Here is a 20,531-nt window from a genome sequence, read left to right as displayed (position 1 = left end):
CGTCATAAAGCTGACTCACCTCTGGACAGTTGGTAAGGTAGCCTTACCTTTCTGGGAAATTTCTGTCTAGAGGACCAAAGGGGGAAAGCGTTCGGATCTTTTGATGCGGCAACTCCACCCATTCAGAGATCCTCACACCGACCGTGTCAGACCGCCGTCGATGCGGATGTTCTGCCCCGTGATATAGGCTGCCGCGTCGCTGGCAAGGTAGGAAACCAGGCTGGAAATCTCGTCGGCGCGGCCGTAGCGGCCCATGGGGATGCGGGCAAGGCGGTCTTCTTTTTCCGGCAGGCTGTCGATGAAGCCCGGCAGAATATTGTTCATGCGCACGTTCTCGGCCGCAAACTTGTCTGCAAACAGTTTTGTGAAGCTGGCAAGCCCTGCCCGGAACACACCGGATGTCGGAAACATCGGGTCCGGCTCGAAGGTGGCGAAGGTGGAGATGTTGATCACCGTTCCGCCGCCCTGTGCCGCCATGACCGGAGCGACGAGGCGCGCCGGGCGAATGACGTTCATCAGGTAATAATCCATGCCGAGATGCCAGCCCTCGTCAGAGATTTCCAGAATATCACCTTTCGGGCCATGGCCGGACGAATTGACCAGAACATCAATGCTGCCAAAGGAGTCCAGAGTTTTTTTGACAAAGGCGGTCAGGTGGTCCGCAACAAGATTGGAGCCGGTGAACCCCACGCCGCCCAATTCCTCCGCAAGCGCCTCCCCCTTGCCGGATGACGACAGGATAGCAACCCGGAACCCGTCCGCAGCCAGCCGTCTTGCGGCGTCAGCGCCCATGCCGGAGCCACCTGCGGTAATCATGGCAACCTTGTTATCGCTCATATCCGTTCTCCCGAAAATATCTGCTTCTTAGCTAGGCGGGTGGCCGGACGTCTGCAAATGATTTTCCTGAATGGTTTCAATTCCAAACATGAATGAGAAATGGCACAGCCTGCTTCGTCGACGACACGCCCGAAGCATTGACCCAGCCCGACCCTGTCCTCTTCCAGCATCATCGTTTGTCTTTGCAGACTAAAACGAAAAAAGCCCCGGATCTCTCCGGGGCCTTTCCAGTCTTATAATGCAGTGCCTCAGTCGGCCAACGGCACCTTGGGCACAAGGCTTTTCTTGGACGGGCCGCTTTTGCCTGCAGGCGGCTTTTTGTCCTTGGTGGCTGCAGCCTTGGCGGCGGGCTTGCGCCGGCGCTTTGGCTTGGCCTTGGTTTCGGTCTTGGCCTTGGCTTTGGGCGGTGTTGCCCGCTCCTCGATGCTTTCCAGAAGCAGACCCTTGCCGTCTTCGGACACGGAGACCTTGACCATCCCGCCTTTCTTCAGCTTGCCGAACAGCACCTCGTCGGCCAGTGGCCGCTTGATGTGCTCCTGGATGATCCGGCCAAGCGGGCGAGCGCCCATCTGGCTGTCATAGCCCTTGTCGGCGAGCCATTTGACGGCATCCTCGGTCAGCTCGAAGGTCACGCCACGATCAGCCAGCTGGACTTCCAGCTGCATGACGAACTTCTCGACCACCTTGTAGACAACTTCCATCGGCAGATTGCCGAACGGAATGATCGCATCAAGACGGTTGCGGAATTCCGGCGTGAACAGCTTGTTGATCGCTTCCGCATCGTCGCCTTCCCGCTTCATGCGGTTGAAGCCAACCGGCATCTTGGCCATATCCGCGGCACCGGCGTTCGTGGTCATGATCAAGATGACATTGCGGAAGTCGACCTGCTTGCCGTTGTGGTCGGTCAGCTTGCCGTGGTCCATCACCTGCAAGAGGATGTTGAACAGGTCCGGATGGGCCTTTTCGATCTCGTCCAACAGCAACACACAGTGCGGATGCTGGTCAACACCATCGGTCAAGAGACCGCCCTGATCAAAGCCGACGTAGCCAGGAGGCGCACCGATCAGGCGAGACACGGTGTGACGCTCCATGTATTCGGACATGTCGAAGCGGATCAGTTCGACACCCAGCGAAGACGCCAGTTGCCGGGCAACTTCCGTCTTGCCGACGCCTGTCGGGCCGGAGAACAGATAGCTGCCGATCGGCTTGTCCGGCTCACGCAGGCCGGCACGTGCCAGCTTGATGGCCGACGCCAGCGTTCCGATGGCCTCATCTTGACCGTAGACAACCCGCTTCAGATCCTTGCCAAGGTTTTCCAGAACCTCCGCATCATCCTTGGAAACGGACTTCGGCGGAATCCTTGCCATGGTGGCAATCGTATTCTCGATTTCCTTCACGCCGATGGTCTTGCGGCGACGGGTTTCGGGAACAAGCATCTGCGAAGCACCAGTTTCATCCAGCACGTCGATCGCCTTGTCCGGCAACTTGCGGTCTGAAATGTATTTCGCCGACAGTTCCACAGCCACCTTGATCGCGTCGTTGGTGTAACGAACCTTGTGGAAGTCCTCGAAATACGGCTTCAGGCCCTTCAGGATATCGATTGCATCCGGGATCGAAGGCTCATTGACATCGATCTTCTGGAAACGGCGGACAAGTGCCCGGTCCTTTTCGAAGAACTGGCGATATTCCTTGTAGGTGGTCGAACCGATGCAGCGGATCGCTCCGGAGGCAAGCGCCGGTTTCAGCAGGTTCGAGGCATCCATCGCCCCACCCGATGTTGCGCCGGCACCGATCACCGTGTGGATCTCATCGATGAACATCACGGCGCCCGGATAATCCTCGATTTCCTTGACCACCTGCTTCAGACGCTCTTCGAAATCGCCGCGGTAGCGGGTACCCGCCAGCAGCGAGCCCATATCGAGCGAAAAGATGGTGGCGTCCTTCAGAACGTCCGGCACATCGCCATTGACGATTCGATGCGCAAGGCCTTCCGCGATGGCGGTCTTGCCGACACCCGGGTCGCCGACGAAGAGCGGATTGTTCTTCGACCTGCGGCACAGGATCTGGATGGTTCGCGAAATTTCGGTATCGCGTCCGATCAGCGGATCGATCTTGCCGTTGGTAGCCTTGGTGTTGAGATTGACACAGTAAGCTTCAAGAGCGTCCGTCTTCTGACTGGACTTCTTCTCGGTTTCAGCGCCTGGCATCACATCTTCTTCATCCGCCCCTTCGACAGGACGGGCCTCGGACATACCGGGACGTTTGGCTATGCCGTGCGAGATATAATTGACCGCGTCGTAACGGGTCATGTCCTGATCCTGCAGGAAGTAGGCCGCATGGCTTTCGCGCTCGGCGAAGATCGCAACGAGCACGTTTGCGCCGGTGACTTCTTCCCGCCCGGAGGACTGGACGTGGATAACCGCTCGCTGAATAACGCGCTGGAAGCCGGCGGTCGGCTTGGAATCCTCGTCACTGTCGGTGACAAGATTGTCCAGCTCGGTTTCGACGTATTCAACCAGGTTGCGGCGGATCGTATCCAGATCGACGTTGCAAGCCCGCATGACTGCAGCCGCGTCCTGGTCGTCAAGCAAGGCCAGCAGAAGATGCTCTAGTGTCGCATACTCTTGCTGTCGCTCGTTGGCGAACGCCAGAGCCTGGTGGAGTGCTTTTTCTAGACTGCGTGAGAAGGAAGGCACGTGCGTTTGTCCTCACTTTTTTTCCATGACGCATTGCAACGGATGCTGATGCTTGCGCGCGAAATCCATCACCTGGGTGACTTTCGTCTCCGCGACTTCGTAGGAAAATATTCCACATTCCCCGACGCCGTGATGGTGAACATGCAGCATAATGCGGGTCGCTTCTTCGCGGTTTTTTTGGAAGAAGTTCTCCACAACGTGAATAACGAACTCCATCGGAGTGTAGTCATCGTTCAATAGCAGCACTCGATAGAGATTTGGCCGCTTGGTTACTGTTTTGGTCCGGGTGACAACAACCGTTCCGGCGTCGCCACCGTCATTGTCATAATCAGAGCCCGCCGACATTGCCGTTTCTTTTGCCTCTATCACTCCGGCCATCACCAAATTTCGAATCCTGAACTCACTGCCCTGCGCAGCTGGTCCAGAGCTTTCCGCAGCACGGACTGCGCCGCGAATACGCATTCTCAGTGGTAATCCTGCCGCGCAAGCCGCGCTCGCGCAATGGTCGATTTCATCAACATAAAGGTCAACAGCGCATTTGTGGTCCCAGCGCTGCCGGTCAAGAGGAATGTAGGTTGCCTGAAACTGAATAAAAGGAGGCAATAGAACGCATTTCAAAATGCGGCTGCAAATGGCAGGCCGCGCCGTAAAAAGCCAGTAAACCTGTGCATATACGAAAAAACCCGGCTCAAACGAACCGGGTTTCAGTCTTCGGGCCGTCTCGCGACGGCTAGAAGGAAAACTTATTTCGCAAGCTTGCCCATCACGCCTTCGTAAGGCTTGTAGGCATCCTTGGACATGTCGGTGACCATTTCACCGATTTTCGTCATTTCTCCAACAAAACCTTCGTAAGCGGTTTTGACGTAGTCCGCCTGTGCTTCGAATGCCTTGTCGAGGGACTTGGAAGAAACGAGCTTCTCAACAGCTGCGGAACCTTCCTCAAAGGACTTCTTCTGGTAGTCGGCCATTTCAGCTGCGATTGCCTGGAAGCCCTTGCTGACGGAGCCGAAAGACGCCATCGCCATGTCCATGTTGTCTTTGCTCATTTTCTGCAGATCGTCCAAATTGTTCATCATTTTTCTGCCCTTCTCCGGCGAACCGGTTTCCCATCCCAAGCATCGGCCTTATGGGGCGGCCCGGCGCGCATATAGCGTTACCTTACGAGACTTTGTAGATAATGCACTGCACAATAAGTGTCAAGGCGATTTTGCACTGCAAAACAACCTTTACGCGAAACTACCTATCGTTTCATCACGTAAACCGCCCCACCACTGCAAGAGAAACGACTCCCCCGGATGCGGGCTTGCGCCAGCAACTGCAAGTAGGAGGCAATCAACAAACATCAAGAGATCGGGCAAATGCTTGAATGTGATCAAATCTGAAACAAAAGATCACGAAGATAAACGAAACATTAACCCGATTATAAAGTGAACTTATGTATTGAAATAATTTATTCTTTATAAGACGAATGATCGCGACCTTAACTAAAGATTAACTCTACCAAAAAACTATTTTTTTAAGTGGTTTTTCGGTCATTCATTTACTCATTCGTAACCGTGATTCCATCAAATGACATGGAGAACGACGGGGCAGCCGTTCTGAATCGCTGGGGGTTAAGATCCAGAGCGCGCCGCTCCAGAGACAGACCACGTGACCCGGAATGGGATAGTAATTGTGTTTGGGAAGCGTATTTTTCGCAAAGGGCGAGCTCTCGCCCGCACCGCAAAGTTCTTGACCCTCGGCCTTGTGCTTCTGGGGTTGCCTGCAACGGCCATGGCAAACCCGAAATATTCGGGGATCGTTGTCGACGCCAAAACCGGCAAGACACTTTATTCCTCATCGGCTGATTCCTACAGGTACCCCGCCTCTCTCACCAAGATCATGACCCTTTATCTGGTGTTTGAGGAACTGGAAGCCGGACGGCTGTCGCTGAGCTCCAATCTGAGTGTTTCCAGCTACGCTTCCGCGCGCCCGCCCTCCAAGCTGGGCCTCAAGCCTGGTGGCACCATCAAGGTCAAGGACGCAATTCTTGCGCTGGTCACCAAGTCAGCCAACGACGTTGCCTCCGTCATTGCAGAGAACCTTGCCGGCTCCGAAACGAAATTCGCCGAACGTATGACACGCACCGCGCGTCAGATCGGCATGTCGAAAACCACTTTCCGCAACCCGCACGGTCTGCCGAACAGCAGGCAACGCACCACTGCACGGGATATGGCAACGCTTGGCCGCGCCATTCAGGAACGGTTTCCGCAGTATTACGGTTATTTCAAAACCCGGGCCTACAAGTACAAGGGCCGCACCTATGGCAACCACAACAAGCTGCTTGGCCGCGTGAAGGGTGTTGACGGGATCAAGACCGGTTATATCCGCGCCTCCGGCTTCAACCTTGTCACCTCGGTCAACCGGGATGGCAGGCACATTGTCGCCGTTGTCATGGGCGGCAGGACCGGTGCGTCGCGCAACGCCCAGATGACAAAGCTCATCAACACCTATTTGCCCAAGGCAAGTCGGGGCCCGAAAACAGCTCCGCTGATCGTCCAGAAATCTTCTACACCGACGTTTGTTGCCGCCGCGCTCAAGAACCCGCCCTTGCCGAACATCAAACCCGGCAGCGAACCAGTGCCGGCTTCAGGCGACCCGATGGTGTTGGCGTTTACCGCACCGGCCAAGGCCGCAGCCATCCCGACACCGGCTCCCGCCCCTGTCCTGGTGACTGCATCGAACGCGCCTGTCACGGCGTCTGTCGAGACACCCGCTCCGGTTCCCGGTTTCGGCAACGACGTACCTTTGCCGCCGAAACTCGTGAAGCAACGGTTTGACAGCACGTTTGCGGTTGCGACCGCCCTGCCGCCGATCCCGCCTGCAAGCCCGGATGAGCCGCTGAACACCAATTCGATTTCCAGAGTTGCCCTGGCCGCTGCCGCGAAGTCCGAAGGTAAGAAGGCAGGTAGCGGGCAGCGCTCCGTCGGTTCCACGCAGCCTGTGAAAACGGTCTCCGTTCAGACCATCGCAATCAACAACACACCTGTTGAAACCCAGGCTGCACCGGAAACCGTAGCCAACGACAACAGCAGCGATGACGACAGTGTCACGGTTGCGACAAGTGATACCCGCGATGTCGAGCCGGGCTGGCAGGTCCAGATCGCCGCGACAGAATCCGAAGGCCAGGCCATCACAATGCTGAAGAATGCCAAGGCCAGGACCGGAGCCGCCCTTCGGGGCCGGGTCCCCTATACCGAACCCGTCGACACCAACGGACAGACGCTCTACCGGGCCCGGTTCGTCGGCTTCGACACCAAAACAGCTGCGTGGAATGCCTGCAAAAGCTTGAAAAAGGCAAAATACGCTTGCTTCGCCATCTACCAGTAACCGCGTAACGGATGCCGTCAATGTCTTCTGAGAAGCGTGTCTTTAGCCTCGTTGATTTTCGCCGCGAGGAAACCGGAGCCTCCCTGGTCGGGATGGACTCGCATCATAAGCCTGCGGTGCGCGGCTCGAATTTCCGCGTCCCCGGCATCGGGCGAAAGCCCCAGGATCTGGTAGGCCTCCTCATCTGTCATGGGGCCCGAGCTCGCCGCGCTTCCCTGCCGATGTGCTCCATCCGCCTGGAAGTGTTCGCGCCATCCGGCAAGCCTGCGGTCGAGATAAGCTTCGACTAGTTTCTGGCTCTGACCGTCCTGGGCCGTTTCCTGCCAGAAGGCTTCAAGGTCCGGTTCGGTCAGATCATCCAGCTCGCGCCCCTGAAAGGTGCCTGCAAGCACGGTTCCGTTCATGGCACCGGTATCGTGATCAAGTTCCATCTCGACCATCGCGGTCCGCACACGCGAACGTTGTCCGGAGGTTTTCTGAGGCTTGTAGCCTGACGAAAGCCAATTGAGACCAGACAACCCCAGAACGGACAAGCCAAGGCCGAAGAGAGGGACGGCGAAGATGAACCGTCCCGTCAGCGCAAAGATCAGCGCCAGCACCATGAGCAAGCCGCCTGCGAACAGGCGCAGACCTTTCGCAAGATCCGCCGGATTGGCATTGACGAACTTGTTGCCGAGGGTCAGTAGGGCGGTCAGCAATATCAAGCCGATAATCAGATAAATCATATGGCGGTGGGGTCCCCGTTCGCCGGCCCAGGCCCGCTCTATATGGATGCAGCGGCCCTATTCCACACGTGTTGAATCTTTCCGGTTATGTAAACCTGTGGCAGCGACCACAGCAAGGTTGTGCAACTCTTGTCCGTCAGGGCCTAGCGGGCACCTGGCAACTGCTGCAGCAAAAGCTTTGCTCCCTTGCCACCCTGCTTTTCCAGCTGCTGCAACGCCGACCGGCCGCCACTGGCAAAAACCGCAACCGCCTTCAAGAGATCCGCCAGTTGCTGAGCGGACCCGGAATCAAATCGGCAAAACACTCCGTTGGTAAGCCTGGCCATCTCGCGAAACGCACGCTCCGCAACCCCGTCATGCCCCTCCTGAAACAGGAACATGGGCACGCCGAGCAGGCCAAGCTGGCCAGCCTTGTCACACAGGGCGTCGACGTCTTCTTCCATGCAGTCGCCAACATAAACCAGGGCGGCGATCTTTTCGGAATTGGCGGCCTGGAGCGCGGCCGAAAGCACTTTGCGGATCTGTGTGCGCCCGCCCTGGCAAGAAATACGGCTCATGGCGTGAGCAAGCTCAGCCCCACTGGCAAACCAACGTGAGGCCCGGCACTCTCCAAATCCACGAAAATAGACAAGTTTGATACTGAGACCCGAAATTTTGCCCGCTTCCTGAAACATCTCGGCCTGAATCTGACAGGCCTGGTCCCAGGTCGGTTGACGGCTCATCGTGGCATCCAGGGCGAACACGAGGCGCCCTCCACTGCCGGGTTGCGGCACGATTTCCTCGGCCTTGCGAAGGAAGGCTGAGACCTCGGAAGCGGCTGAAGGCACTCCAGTTTCCTGACGGACCATCGGGTCTGCCGTGCCTTTGCCGGTCTTGACGTTCACGGCCGCCTCCTTCTGCCTGTTCATGACAGTCAAATTGGGACCGGGAAACCGTTTTGGCAAGTCTCAGCCGAGCGGATGCGACAGGATGCAATCGTTCGCGGCCTCAGGCGGTCGCGGAGGCCAACCGTAAGCGTTCGGGACGAACGAACTGAAGATACATTTCCATGACAATGGCATTCGGTACCCAGCACAGCCAGGCAATAAGCGGATAGGCAATTGCAAAGTCGAGACCGGCCGCCATGCTGCTTCCCAAGTAGACCCGCAACGTGACAGCAGCAAAGGTAAGCGCGGCTGAACGCAGCATCCAGGCGCGGTGACGCTCGATTTGCCGCTGCAAGACAAATACAACCGCAATACCGGTTGTCAGCATCCACAAGACCGCCAGAAGCGCAAAGCCTGTTGCTGCGAAAGGTCCTGCTGTCGTGTGAAAGGCAAGCTGCAGTCCCGCAAGACCAGAAACCAGGATCGCGGCAACATAACACCGGCCCATCCAGCGGTGCAGTTTCGGCTTGCACGCTCGCAGCCGGGTCATGAACTGAAACGGCATCAAGGCAAGCGCCAACGGCGCAATCCCAATATGCGTGTAAAGCATCAGCGCATTTCCGCTGAGATTATGCGCCACGAAATCCATCGATGCGGATACCCCCAGCGCCAGAAACCTCAAGGACGCAATCGCGATCAAGGCGGCGCTAACCGCCATTGTCCAGAATGCCAAGCTTGCTGCAAACCTTGAAACCATCGTCATTCCGCCTCCTCACGCTAACTTGACACTGTCAAGGTAAAGCGTAACTTGACAGTGTCAAGCAGATCGTTGATGAAGATCCCATGACAGCTTCTCCCCCTTCCCGCCGCAAACGAGACGGCAGTCTGCGAATTGCTCTGGTTGATGCTGGTGTGGCGCTGTTGCGGGAACGCGGTCCGGACAAGCTTTCCTTGCGCGAGTGCGCCGCCAAGGCAGGCGTTTCACACGCTGCGCCGGGTTATCACTTCAAGAATATCACTGGCCTGTCGACGGCGATTGCAGCGCGCGGGTTTTCCCTGTTTTGCCAGGCAATGGAACAACGGCTAGCAACGTCCGCTCCAGACGCTGCCGAAAGGCTGAGCGCCATTTGTCAGGGGTATCTGGATTTCGCGACGGGACACCCGGACCTGTTCCTGTTCATTTTTTCGGGACAGAAGTTCAGGGAAGACGATGAAGAATTTGCCCACTACGCCTCAAGATCCTATGCGATCCTGCGCGAGACATGTGCACCGCTGATCCCTGAGGGAACCGATCCGGAGGAAATCGAGATCCTCGTCTGGTCGCTGGTGCATGGCTATGCGCATCTTGCCATGACGCGCAAGAAGGAAAATCCGGGCCTTGGGCGTGGCTGGCCGGACTTCAGCACACTCATGGGGCATCTTCACAAGGCTTTGCAGGCCTCGGGCTGATGTCGGCCGATCAAAGCAGGCAGAGTTCCGTCAGATCGCGCCGCATATCCTCGGGCATGGCCTGCGCCGCTCCATCGGCCTTCAGATCTGCCGGAGCGTCCTCCACCTTCAGATACCGCCAGCCCTGAAATGGACGCTTTGGCTGGAACTGCGTCAGGATCAGCCTCGGCTCCATGACCAGATCGCAGCGTTTGACGCCCGCCTGGTCCGTGAACGGCCGGATATCGATAAGGTGCTGGCGCACCTGAATTTTGCCCTTGATCACCCAATACAGGGAGCCGCCGTCCAGCAGCTCCTTCTTGCGGGTTGGCACCATGCGCGTCGTATGGATCGTTTCCGCCGGAAGCCCGGTTTTGCGGGCATTGTCCATGCGAAAATCTATCCAGGCCTGAAGGGACTCGACGCTGTCCGCGCCGACGCACAGTTTCACCAGATGCAAGGTCATGCTTCTCACCTAGCAGGCTTCCGGCCAAGGTCAAGATTGTGGCAGAAAACGGCGGTGGATTGTCGCGCCTGCCGGGCAGCTTCAGCTTGCACCGCCAGCGCGAAAAGGGTTCTCTTTGCCCATGGAAGTATTTGTAACGGGTGGAACCGGCGAGATCGGTTCTGCCGTCGTAAAACGGCTGGTTCAGGACGGTGCCAGGGTAATCGGTCTGGCCCGCTCTGATGCGTCTTCAGCCAAGTTGCGTGCATCTGGCGCAAGTGCCTATCCCGGTGATCTGCGCACGCCGGAAAGCTGGGTCTCCAGAGCAGCTTCATGTGATGCCGTCATCCATCTCGGTGCGACATTTTCTGAGGATATGGGGCGGGTCGACCGGCAGAGCATGCTCGCCCTGAAGCAGGCCGCCAAACACCGCAAACAGCCGCTGAAGATAATCTACACCGGAGGCATCTGGCTCTATCCAGCAACGACGGGAACCCACTTGCTGAGCGAGAAAACCCAGTTCGCTCCCCTGCCCGCGTTTCGCTTCATGACCGAGACGATCAGAACCCTGTCGCATGGCACGGATCTCAATCTGACGGTCATTCATCCGGCGCTCGCCTGCAGCCAGACAACCGGGCCAATTGCCCTGATGACAGCCGCGCTCAAGGAAGGCAGACCGTTTGAAACCCGAGCGACTGCCGAGACAAAGTGGCCTCTGGTGGAAATTCAGGACCTTGCCGCGCTCTATGCGCTCGCCCTCAAGAACGCCCGGTTCCGCATGTCCCTGATTGCGAGCTGCATTGAAGGCATTTCGGTCGGCCACCTGGCATCGCATATTTCGGCTCGCCACGGCTTGCCGCTTGAAATCGAGACGGTACCAGCCTCCCAAGGCGCCGAGCCACTCACCGACTGGTCCGCCGGCTACGCCCTGTCGCAATCGGTTGACGTCAGCCATGCTCAAAGAGCCACCGGCTGGCAACCGGAACATTCGACAATAGAAGACCTTGTGGTATCCCTGTCAAAATAGAGTGTAACCTTGAGTTGTTTCAGATTTACGGAGCGAGTCCGGTATTGGACAAAGACTTTCTAAAGTTTTGAAGGTGTATGATCGTGTCATGTCTCAATACAGGGTCCGGGCGTGTTTCGAACACTCATCTCTTTGCTGCTCCTTCTCGCCTCCTTCGTGCCGCTTCAGGCCGAAGTTGAGGTTCCGGTTGGCATTTTCAAAGTAGTCAACACGGAAGGTTTCATCGAGACGAATGGTGAGCGCGTTGCCCTCGAAACGGATATGAATGAAGGCAGCGCACTGATCGAAAGAGATGCTGCGAACCGCTTGAGTGTCGAGATTAACGGCGCCCAGTTCAATCTGTTTCCTCTGGACCGCGGCCTGGCCGCGCTCACGTGGGATGCCACTGGCACCGCCCTGCTCCACGACATCGATGTCCGTGCGCTATTCGGAAAAGAGGATCCGGCAGATGTTCCGGCCTGGGGCGCGGAGCTTGACTGGCCCGGCTCCGGCACTGTCCAACTTGTGCTCATGCCTCTGGGCGAGCGCGCCTATACCGCATTCCTCATCAGCCACCCCAGGGACATGACCGTGGTACGGCAAATGGAATTCAGGCAATCCTACGGACCGTCGAACAGACCCGGGATTTCATTTTCATCCAGCCTGTCGCCGCCAAATTAATACCGATCAGGCGTCGGCCAAGGGCTCTTTGGAAAAATGCTTCGGTGCAACAAAAGAGCCTTCAAAACGACAAAAGGCGCAGCATCACGCTGCGCCTTTGTTTTCCTTGCGTCCCGCTGGCTTATTTGGCGGCGGCGACGGCTTGTTGTGCACTTTCAACATCGTTGAACAGAAGAACCATCGACAATGCCAGGCCAACTGCAGCGACAGTCCAGAGAGTGACGCTCCAACAAGATTTCTGCACGTTTTCGTCCATAAAAACCCTACATATTGTTGAGTGACACCAGGTCCCACCGACCTTTAAATATGGCGCCATTGAGGCGAGGAGGTAAACGATCCCTTACCATTTCGCAAGCGCAAAAAGAGAGCAGCTGATCCCGCATTTTTGCAGACCTTTCCCGGATGCTGGGAATTCAGTCACTTAGTGCCTTCAAGTCTGTCTGTCAGGCCTACAGAAAAGTCTGGTAAGACAGGGCATGGCCGGATTCGGCCGCAAGAGAATCAGAAGGGATCACGATGCACGCGCTCTCGACTCTGGACCTGGTAGCCGCGGCCTGGTTTCTGTTCGCCTGGCTCGGTTTTAATGTTCTGATCGACCTCAGCCCGCTACGTAAGAAAACCTTGTCCAGCGCAATGGAAAACTACCGGCGCAGATGGATGCAAGTCATGAGCCTGCGCGAGGTTCGTATCATGGACACCTCAATCATGTCCGGGCTGCAACAGGGCACGGCCTTCTTCGCCTCGACGTCCTTGCTGGCAATTGGAGGCGGCTTTGCGCTTCTGGATGCCACCGAACGCATCTTTCAGGTTGCCGGAGACCTTTCTATCCCCGTGGCCGACAGCCGCGCGCTCTGGGAGATCAAGGTGCTCGCCCTGATGGTGATCTTTGCCTATGGCTTCTTCAAGTTTGGCTGGGCGTACCGGCTGTTCAACTATGCCAGCATCGTCATGGGCGCGGTTCCCCACAGGGGCCAGGTACCAGACGAAGAGATCAACAAGATGGCCGCACAGGCAGGAGAACTGGGCGTTCTCGCCGGCCGCCACTTCAATCGCGGCCAGCGTGCCCTGTTTTTTTCAATCGGCTTTCTGGGCTGGTTCGCCGGGCCTTATGTCTTTGCGGCAACCACCCTGGCCGTTCTTCTGGTCCTGATCCGGCGTCAGTTCGTTTCCAAAGCCAGGGAGGCTGTGCTTTTGGGGCAATATCCCGATTGGGGATCGGCCGACAAATCGGGCGAATACACCGAAACGGGGTCATCGAACCCCTTCACCTGATAGCGGCCGAACAGACCCGACCGGCAGCCCATGATATCGGCCAACGCATCGGACACGAGAAGCTGGCGCTGCAGGTCCTTGGCAAGTTCGGCAATTCGGGCAGCCAGATTGACCGCGGGACCGACGACAGTGAAATCCAGACGGGTTTCACTGCCCACATTGCCGTAGAACACATCGCCCGCGTGCAGCGCGATGCCGACACTCATGTCAGGCGTGACGGGACATGTCCGGGCTGTGTTGATGGCCTCGATCCGCGTCAGCGTCTCACGGGCAGCCATCAGGGCACGCATGGCGGCATCCCTGGCCTGCTCTTCGGTCTCATACGGGAAGATCGCCATCACTTCGTCGCCGATGAATTTCAGCACTTCACCGCCGTGGGCTTCAACAGCCGCCGTCATCGCCCCGAAATACTTGTTGAGGAACATAACGATCCTGTCGGCGGGCAACGTATTGGAAAGGCGGGTAAACCCGCGGATGTCGGCAAAGCTGACAACCGCCTTGATCCACTCGCCATCCCCGCGTCCGGTAGTCCCATCCAGAACTTTCAGCCCGGCGCGACGGCCAACATAGGTTTCCAGCACCGTTTCTGCCGTACGGCGCAGCGTCTTCAATTCACACACGAGGGCGAGCGGCTGGATCAGTGATTCAAACACACCGATGTGCGAGCCCGAGAACCCGCCCGGCGCCTTGGTTGCGAAACTGGCAACCTTGACCGTCCCGTCCGAAAACCGCATCGGCAGCGCGATATAGTCCGTATAGCCTTCCCGGGCCAGTTCGGCGGTAATCGGAAATTCGTCGGCAGCACCTGGTGTCTTGCTGATTTCGACGCGAATCGGTGTCTGCTCTTCATGTACGTGTTTGATGGGGCTATTCTGGTATTCGTCCTGCGATGTGTTGTCCGCAGTATGAAGACGCAATTGCGGCGCCTCTCCGTTGATCCAGATCGAGCTTTCCGCGCGCACGTTCGGATGCACCACCCAGATGCCGGTGATGACACGGTCGACCGGAACTTTTCCGGCGCGCAGACGTTTAGCCATCTCGGTGACGACTTCCAGCGTCCCTTTCAGTTGGGGCGCATCGCTATACAGCCATTGTACGACGTCTGCCGCAACGATCGGCGCTTCGAGGACCATCAGCCCACGTCCTTTCGAATCTCTGAATTGCACCATTATATGGGAACACGCTTCATGCAGTAAAAGAGGTTTGATTTCAAAAGTCGGCGCCAACCGAAAGTGTTTTGCAGGCTCAGGGTCCAGGGAAGAATTCAGTGCTCCGCCCAAGCAGTTTGTAGACGGCGAGGCCAACCCACTCCCGGAAGGCGATATCGAAGCGCCTCAGGCCCTTGGAGGCCCCGTCAAAGCCCAGCATCCTGTCCTGCGGTCCCCGGGTACGGAAATCAACCGGATAAGCTGTCACGCCCGTCCAGCCGGCTTTTTCGAAAACGCCCATTGAACGCGGCATGTGATACGCCGACGTGACGAGCAACCAGCGCTGGCCGGGTTGCGGCTGCACGATCTTCTTGGCGTAGACCGCGTTCTGCCAAGTGTTCTGGGACTGATCTTCCAGAATGACTCGATCAGACGAAATGCCGAAGTCCCGAAACAGTCTTGCCGCGCCTTCCGCCTCCGTTGCCTGCGACGACACAATCATGCCCTGCCCTCCGGTATGGATGATTTTTGCTTCCGGCAGCGCTTTGGCAAGACGTGCGGCGATGGTAACCCTTTCCGCGGACATCGTCAGAGCTGTATCGCCCCTGACACCGGTGACGACAGTGTCCACTGCACCACCCAAGATGATGATGCCGTCATAGTTCTCCAGCGTGGCAGGCCGTTGAAAACGGTCCTCAAGCGGCACAATCAACAAGTTTGCCGCTGGCGAGAAAGCGCAGATCACAAGACCGGCAAACCCGGCAAAGGTCAAAAGCCGGCCTCCTCTGCGCCACTTGGCCGACAGACTGAGCAACAGACCGACAGCGATCAGAACAACAAGAAAGTTAGATGGCAGAATCAGAAAGCCGCCGATCTTGGAAAGGAAAACATACATTTGAAATACCCGAGTCGTTACGGCCCCTGCCCGTGACAAGCAATACAACCGTTCTGCCCACTACGGCCATGCCTTCTGCATCTCCCAGGTCGGTCTGTCCCCGCCAAGTGGATCAAAGATGCATATGCTCTTCGCCGTTTTGCAGAAATCCCGATGGGACCTCATAACTAAATCACTGTTTTTTATGAAGAAACCTGTTGCCCTCAGCCTCAGCCGGTCGGGAAATCGCATGGATCACTGCGAGTAACCACTGCGACTCACCGCAATATCCATCCGCTTTGAGCGCCTTATACGGAATCCGAGACCAATGCCCTAGCGTCACTTGACCGTGACAAGGTGAGACAGCTCACTTTTCGGCCTGCGCCGGTGCTCCGAACGGTCCTTCTTGGCTCTCTGTCCAGCGAAAAGAGTGAATTTGCGGCGGACCTTGGCCATCGGAAGGCACTGGTTATTTTGACAAAGGTTTTATCCGTGATCAGAGTCACACGGCTGGCACGCCTAACGACTTACATTGTTGTCATCGTATCGAAGGCTCAAATGAGGGTTTACCAGATGACACTCTATATGAAACTCGGCGGTCGCGAAGCGATCATACAGGCAATGCCGCACCTGAAGGCACGACTGGAACAGGATCCCTGCTTCGACGTTGCCAGCTTTCTGCCGGAATTCGAACACTCGGACGATCTGACCGAGTTCCTGGTCTTTCTTGCAGGAGGTGCTCCCATCTACGACGGAAAGCCTGTCAGAGATCTGCTCGCACCGATCTGCACCTGCAACAACATCTATGAGCGATTCGTCGACCACTTGGTCGCAGTCATCTTCAACGGTGCTCCTGCTACCGAAGACGAGGCAGACCTCCGGGACCTCATGGATCGGCTTCGCCCGCATGTGCTCGCCCGCAAACCGGTTCCTCGGGCAAGGGTTTACGCCGTTCAAGCCGAAGCGGTCTGCATCTGACCGTTCTCAGAAAAAAAACGCCGGCAAAGCCGGCGTTTCTGTTTCTTCGTGAAGACGCTTGAAGGTCAACCCAGTTCGTCGACGCTGGTGACGACCTTGCCAACCAGTCCGTAGTCGATCCCTTCTTCCGGGCTCATCCAGTAGTCGCGGTCGGTATCCTTTTCGATCCGCTCGATCGGTTGACCGGTCGCGTCTGAAAAAATCTTGTTCAGACGATCACGCATCTTGATGATTTCCTTGGCCTGGATTTCGATATCCGTCGCCATGCCACCAGCGCCACCGGACGGTTGGTGAAGCAGGAAGCGCGTGTTCGGCGTGCAGAAACGCTTGTCCTTCGGAACCGACACGTAAATCAACGCACCAGCGCTGGCGACCCAGCCCATTCCGAGGATACGGACCTCAGGTGCGACGAATTTGATGGTGTCGTGAATCATGTCGCCGGATTCGACATGACCGCCCGGGGACGAAACGATGACCGTGATCGGGTCGTTGGAAACCTGCGCCAGCGCCAGAAGCCGGGCGCAAACGTCGCGCGCCATGTCCTGTGTCACCGGACCGGTGATCAGAACTGTGCGCGCTTCGAACAGATGCTTGTCGACCTGGATCGACGGCTGGCTCTTGGGTTTGTCCTCGTCTTCATCATCGAGGCGTGCAGGCACCGTGGTCGAATAGTTTTTCATGCGCAGGATTAAGCTCCCTTTGCTGTTGGGCCGGCCGGGCCGGCAGTTTCGATGGGCTGACGGAAGGTTCCATCGCCCTGCGTTGGTCCATGTGTAAGCGAAGTCAGTTGCACTCGCAAATCATCAGACCCTGATTAGCGTGAAAAGAGTTATCAGATCGGCAACAGGCACGGCCTCACGTCCTCAATCGCCCGTTCCTGTCGTCCCGCCAAGACGTTTTTCCTCACGGCCAATAACAAGTTGCCAGAACAGCATGACGACAAACGGCAACGAAGGCCAGATAAACCACAAGGTGGACAAGCCTGACGTCAGAACATTGAGCAGGAAAAAGAAGCTGATCATGAACAAGCAGCCGCGTACGCGTTTCGGCTGAGCCCTCAACCAGCGGCGCGCCTGTTCGAAACCCGAGGCGACTGCCTGGGTATCCCGTTCCCATTCGGGCCCTGAAACACCGTCCTGGTGCGCACCGGTGTGGGGCGTCTCCTGTCTGGCACTGGTTTCATCGGGCGAATTACGCCCCCCGATGCGTACCGAGTAGGTTTCAACAGGGTCGGTGACATTCTTGACGTGCTGTGGGCCAAGCGGATCGAAGCCCAGCGCCATTTTTGATTTCACCTGATCATAGACCGACTGAGACAACATGATGCCGCCCCGCGGCGCGATTTCCTGCAATCGGGCGGCAACATTCACGCCGTCGCCATAGATGTCATCGCCTTCGACCATGATGTCGCCGAGATTTATGCCGATGCGAAACTCCATGCGGGTCATGTCCGGCAGGTCCGCGTTGCGCACCGAAAGCTCGTTCTGGATATCAACAGCGCATTGCACGGCTTCTGTTACCGATGCGAACTCGATGATGACTGCATCACCCCAGGTGTTCACGATGCGCCCGTTATGACGTTCTGTCAGCGCGGACATTACCAACCGGTAGGCTTTGAGCCGATCCAGAGTTCCGTCTTCATCCCGCTCCATGAGCTTGGAATATTGCGCAACGTCCGCGCACATAACTGCCGCCAGACGCCGCTTCACCCGTTGCATGCTCTTACCCCGCTTGCTCCCGTTTAGGAATGGGAAGGCAAACCGTAAATTGCAAGGGAGAATCCACCGAATTCACTATCTTCGCGAAAGTCCGGTCCAGCTGGACACCCAGGGATCAGCTGTCTCCGGTAAGTTTGCGCAGTGCTGCCAGAGCGTCCTCGGCGCGTTCTGCGGGCACAAAAACATGATCGTGAAAAAAGGCTGCAACCACATTTGCCGAAATTCCTTCGGCGGTCAGAGCAGCGGAAATCGATGCTGTCAGTCCGACGGCCGCCAGGGAGGAATGCACTGTCAGCGTTATACGCCGGAACCACTCCGCCTCTGCCAACCCCAGTTCACGCGCTCGCTCAACCGGCAGAATGGCCGTCAGGCCTTCGCTTTCCGCGAAAAGGCCAATAGGTTCGTACTCCGCGAGATCCGTCATCGATTTCGATGCGAATGTGCAGAACACATAAGGCTGCGGATCCAGCATCGGACGCATCTGCGATATCAAGGTGGCAAGGTCAGTTTCGCCGGTCATCTGGAAGTTCCGTTCATAGTGTCTTGCGCATGAGTGGCCGCTTGGGGCTCCGGCGGGCGATTTCGATGAAACCGGCGCGCTGGAACACGTCTGCAATGCCTACGAAGCCCTCGCCCCATTGAAGAGGTTTGTCCGTTTCCATGGGACAGGCATCCAGCTGACGAGCCCCTTGGGATTGCGCATGGGCAATCCCTGCCTCCAGCAAGAGGGACATCAAACCGGTTCCACGGTGCCCTTTGCGGATATAGAAACAGGTGACCGCATATGTTGTCTCCATCGCCTCCTCGCCATCTTCCGCTAGCGGCTGGCTGTTTTTACCAAGCTGGAAGCGTTGATACTGCCCGCGTGGACCGAGAGCCATCCAGCCGACAGCAAGACCACCGCGATACGCCAGGAGCCCGGGAGCCGGACCAGCATCCACCTTCTGCTGAAACGCATCGCGCCGTTCCTCACGGGTCATCGCATTCCAGTCCTTCCCCCTCAGGAAAGGCCACATACACCAGCAACCACCAGACGCCCCCCGTTCCGGGCCGAAAAGATCCACCAGATCGGCCCAGCGCGCAGGTGTTGCAAGTTGAATGTGGACGGGATCGTTATTTGTCATATCCTCTCCTTCCGATTTCAAGGTTGCACGGAAAGAACAGGGACAGCAATCCCGGTGAAAGGGTCCGTTACACGAAAGCAAAACGCCGCTCAATGGATGGCGTTTTGTCTTTTCAATCTTCGCTCAAGCTCTGTGTTGGCTAACGAACATCGGCTGGCACTCGCAAAGCGCCCAACATCGCCCCCCTGACTTATGCCTACCAGGGAATGGGCTTGCCGCGCTGATCGAAAAATCCACCGGTATCGGCGGGCTTGAGACTGGTCAAAACGTCGACAAGACGCTCGGCTGCAACTGCCGGCTCCTGAACGTCGAGCCCGGTCTTCGCAAAACTCTCGGTCAAAGGCGTTCTTACCGTACCAGGATGAAGCGCAACACAGATCGCTTCAGGATTTTTTCGTGCCACCTCAATCGACGCCGTACGGACCAATTGATTGAGCGCGGCTTTCGCGGCCCGATAAGCATACCATCCGCCCAGTCCGTTATCGCCGATCGAACCGACCCGGGCCGAAAGGGTTGCGAAGACACTTCGCCCTTCTTTTGGCAGCAGCGGCAAAAAGTGTTTCATGAGCAGTGCCGGACCAATGGCATTGATTGCAAAAGACCTGGCAAGGACTTCTGGATCAAGTTCCCGCAGGCTTTTTTCGGGACGTGCTGTCCCGAGCGTGAGAGCACCGGTCGCATCAAAGAGCAAACGCAGCTCACCACCAGCCTTCCGAACCTCTTCGGCACACGCCTGGATCTTGCCCTCATCGAGCAAATCGAGAGGTGGTGACGACTTGCGATGAAGCGAGAGAACCCTGTCATATCCGCCGTGGCTTTCGAGGTGCGTCCTCATGGCCGAACCAATTCCGCCACTGGCACCGAAGATCACTGCAACTGTCGTCATTCACTGCCCCTCTTTCGTAGTGAAAGCGATACGCAGGAAAAACCGGATCGGTTCGGCAAAAGAATCGGTCTTAGCTTTCGCCGACCGTCGCCTTCCAGGGGCCATCGACAAATTCGGCTTCATTATCTCCCGGCCAGGGAGGCATGGAGATACAAATGAACTGGAGCACGCTGTCACCGGTGTTCCGGTACTGGAAAGCGGTACCGGCCGGAATATCGATCGAGACCCCGGCCTCCAGATCGACAACGGCCTGGCTGGCATCGTCGGACCTCCAGATCTGTCCGCTGCCGGCTAGCACATGCCAGAATTCATGCACCGTCTTGTGCCGTGTTGCGCGGTTGGTCTGGCCGACAGGAACGGTCGAATGGATCATGTTTCCTGTCGGGCCATCCATGATGAAACGGATATCGGCCCCCGCTGGAGACTTCGCATCAGGTTTGTCGGGAAGCCGTGTCTGTTTCATTCCGCTCTCTGGGTT

At 57.2% G+C, this 20,531-nt stretch carries 22 protein-coding genes; 6 read left to right on the top strand and 16 right to left on the bottom strand.

The window, feature by feature from the left end:
• Positions 1-132: 132 nt before the first annotated feature.
• From AC2A6O_RS24325 to AC2A6O_RS24310, 4 genes are all read right to left on the bottom strand, one after another.
• Entirely contained in the window at positions 133-837 is a 705-nt protein-coding gene (locus AC2A6O_RS24325; protein WP_498930965.1) for an SDR family oxidoreductase, read from the bottom strand.
• Between the two features lie 248 nt (positions 838-1,085).
• Positions 1,086-3,533 (bottom strand): ATP-dependent Clp protease ATP-binding subunit ClpA, encoded by a 2,448-nt coding sequence (gene clpA / locus AC2A6O_RS24320; RefSeq protein WP_148586676.1) that lies wholly within the window; start codon positions 3,531-3,533, stop codon positions 1,086-1,088.
• 12 nt (positions 3,534-3,545) lie between these two features.
• Complete coding sequence (clpS, locus tag AC2A6O_RS24315; RefSeq protein WP_148587335.1) at positions 3,546-3,878, bottom strand: ATP-dependent Clp protease adapter ClpS; 333 nt, start codon at positions 3,876-3,878, stop codon at positions 3,546-3,548.
• A 398-nt stretch (positions 3,879-4,276) separates the two neighbouring features.
• The gene (locus tag AC2A6O_RS24310) at positions 4,277-4,609 is read right to left on the bottom strand and encodes a phasin family protein (protein WP_148586675.1); all 333 of its coding nucleotides are present in this window, start codon (positions 4,607-4,609) and stop codon (positions 4,277-4,279) included.
• A gap of 655 nt (positions 4,610-5,264) precedes the next feature.
• On the opposite strand from AC2A6O_RS24310, the gene AC2A6O_RS24305 reads away from it, so the two are divergent.
• Positions 5,265-6,902 carry a D-alanyl-D-alanine carboxypeptidase gene (locus AC2A6O_RS24305; RefSeq protein ID WP_498930963.1) on the top strand — a complete coding sequence of 546 codons (1,638 nt, stop codon included), beginning with the start codon at positions 5,265-5,267 and terminating at the stop codon, positions 6,900-6,902.
• Positions 6,903-6,919: 17 nt separating this feature from the next.
• Here the strand turns inward: AC2A6O_RS24305 and AC2A6O_RS24300 are convergent, their stop codons facing one another.
• The 3 genes from AC2A6O_RS24300 to AC2A6O_RS24290 all read right to left on the bottom strand — a co-directional run bounded on the left by AC2A6O_RS24300 (position 6,920) and on the right by AC2A6O_RS24290 (position 9,256).
• Positions 6,920-7,627, bottom strand: coding sequence for a DnaJ domain-containing protein (locus AC2A6O_RS24300; RefSeq protein WP_498930961.1), 708 nt, complete (start codon positions 7,625-7,627; stop codon positions 6,920-6,922).
• 143 nt (positions 7,628-7,770) lie between these two features.
• Complete coding sequence (locus tag AC2A6O_RS24295) at positions 7,771-8,511, bottom strand: vWA domain-containing protein (RefSeq protein ID WP_286192752.1); 741 nt, start codon at positions 8,509-8,511, stop codon at positions 7,771-7,773.
• A 103-nt stretch (positions 8,512-8,614) separates the two neighbouring features.
• Entirely contained in the window at positions 8,615-9,256 is a 642-nt protein-coding gene (locus tag AC2A6O_RS24290) for a DUF2306 domain-containing protein (protein WP_498930959.1), read from the bottom strand.
• Positions 9,257-9,336: 80 nt separating this feature from the next.
• Between AC2A6O_RS24290 and AC2A6O_RS24285 the strand changes: the two genes are divergently transcribed.
• Positions 9,337-9,942, top strand: coding sequence for a TetR/AcrR family transcriptional regulator (locus AC2A6O_RS24285; RefSeq protein WP_498930957.1), 606 nt, complete (start codon positions 9,337-9,339; stop codon positions 9,940-9,942).
• Positions 9,943-9,952: 10 nt separating this feature from the next.
• Here AC2A6O_RS24285 and AC2A6O_RS24280 read toward each other — a convergent pair whose 3' ends face one another.
• Entirely contained in the window at positions 9,953-10,387 is a 435-nt protein-coding gene (locus AC2A6O_RS24280) for a DUF1489 family protein (protein ID WP_498930955.1), read from the bottom strand.
• A gap of 121 nt (positions 10,388-10,508) precedes the next feature.
• Between AC2A6O_RS24280 and AC2A6O_RS24275 the strand changes: the two genes are divergently transcribed.
• The 3 genes from AC2A6O_RS24275 to AC2A6O_RS24265 all read left to right on the top strand — a co-directional run bounded on the left by AC2A6O_RS24275 (position 10,509) and on the right by AC2A6O_RS24265 (position 13,325).
• A complete protein-coding gene (locus tag AC2A6O_RS24275) occupies positions 10,509-11,393 on the top strand; it encodes an SDR family oxidoreductase (RefSeq protein WP_148586670.1) in 885 nt (294 codons plus the stop codon).
• Between the two features lie 111 nt (positions 11,394-11,504).
• Positions 11,505-12,053, top strand: a complete 549-nt coding sequence (locus AC2A6O_RS24270; RefSeq protein WP_498930953.1) for a hypothetical protein — start codon at positions 11,505-11,507, stop codon at positions 12,051-12,053.
• A 516-nt stretch (positions 12,054-12,569) separates the two neighbouring features.
• Positions 12,570-13,325: a DUF599 domain-containing protein gene (locus AC2A6O_RS24265; protein ID WP_148586668.1), complete on the top strand. Its 756-nt coding sequence runs from the start codon at positions 12,570-12,572 to the stop codon at positions 13,323-13,325.
• On the opposite strand, the gene AC2A6O_RS24260 is transcribed toward AC2A6O_RS24265, so the two are convergent.
• Both AC2A6O_RS24260 and AC2A6O_RS24255 read right to left on the bottom strand, forming a co-directional pair.
• Entirely contained in the window at positions 13,211-14,458 is a 1,248-nt protein-coding gene (locus AC2A6O_RS24260; protein ID WP_498930951.1) for an adenylate/guanylate cyclase domain-containing protein, read from the bottom strand. The two genes, AC2A6O_RS24265 and AC2A6O_RS24260, sit on opposite strands and share 115 nt — an antisense overlap.
• 112 nt (positions 14,459-14,570) lie before the next feature.
• The gene (locus AC2A6O_RS24255) at positions 14,571-15,368 is read right to left on the bottom strand and encodes a YdcF family protein (protein WP_498930949.1); all 798 of its coding nucleotides are present in this window, start codon (positions 15,366-15,368) and stop codon (positions 14,571-14,573) included.
• A 552-nt stretch (positions 15,369-15,920) separates the two neighbouring features.
• Between AC2A6O_RS24255 and AC2A6O_RS24250 the strand changes: the two genes are divergently transcribed.
• On the top strand, positions 15,921-16,325 hold the full coding sequence (locus AC2A6O_RS24250) for a globin domain-containing protein (protein WP_148586665.1): 405 nt from the start codon (positions 15,921-15,923) through the stop codon (positions 16,323-16,325).
• 65 nt (positions 16,326-16,390) lie between these two features.
• On the opposite strand, the gene AC2A6O_RS24245 is transcribed toward AC2A6O_RS24250, so the two are convergent.
• The 6 genes from AC2A6O_RS24245 to AC2A6O_RS24220 all read right to left on the bottom strand — a co-directional run bounded on the left by AC2A6O_RS24245 (position 16,391) and on the right by AC2A6O_RS24220 (position 20,516).
• On the bottom strand, positions 16,391-17,005 hold the full coding sequence (locus AC2A6O_RS24245; protein WP_148586664.1) for an ATP-dependent Clp protease proteolytic subunit: 615 nt from the start codon (positions 17,003-17,005) through the stop codon (positions 16,391-16,393).
• Positions 17,006-17,188: 183 nt separating this feature from the next.
• Positions 17,189-18,010: an adenylate/guanylate cyclase domain-containing protein gene (locus AC2A6O_RS24240; protein ID WP_286192751.1), complete on the bottom strand. Its 822-nt coding sequence runs from the start codon at positions 18,008-18,010 to the stop codon at positions 17,189-17,191.
• Between the two features lie 148 nt (positions 18,011-18,158).
• Entirely contained in the window at positions 18,159-18,563 is a 405-nt protein-coding gene (locus tag AC2A6O_RS24235; RefSeq protein ID WP_498930947.1) for an ACT domain-containing protein, read from the bottom strand.
• Between the two features lie 13 nt (positions 18,564-18,576).
• Positions 18,577-19,167, bottom strand: coding sequence for a GNAT family N-acetyltransferase (locus AC2A6O_RS24230; protein ID WP_498930945.1), 591 nt, complete (start codon positions 19,165-19,167; stop codon positions 18,577-18,579).
• A gap of 196 nt (positions 19,168-19,363) precedes the next feature.
• Positions 19,364-20,038, bottom strand: a complete 675-nt coding sequence (locus tag AC2A6O_RS24225; protein ID WP_498930943.1) for an SDR family oxidoreductase — start codon at positions 20,036-20,038, stop codon at positions 19,364-19,366.
• A gap of 85 nt (positions 20,039-20,123) precedes the next feature.
• Positions 20,124-20,516 carry a cupin domain-containing protein gene (locus AC2A6O_RS24220; RefSeq protein ID WP_498930942.1) on the bottom strand — a complete coding sequence of 131 codons (393 nt, stop codon included), beginning with the start codon at positions 20,514-20,516 and terminating at the stop codon, positions 20,124-20,126.
• Positions 20,517-20,531 lie beyond the last annotated feature (15 nt).

Source organism: Labrenzia sp. ATLA3 (assembly GCF_057180185.1).
Note: the sequence above shows the minus strand (reverse complement) of the source record. Positions and strands in the feature narration are given on the sequence as shown.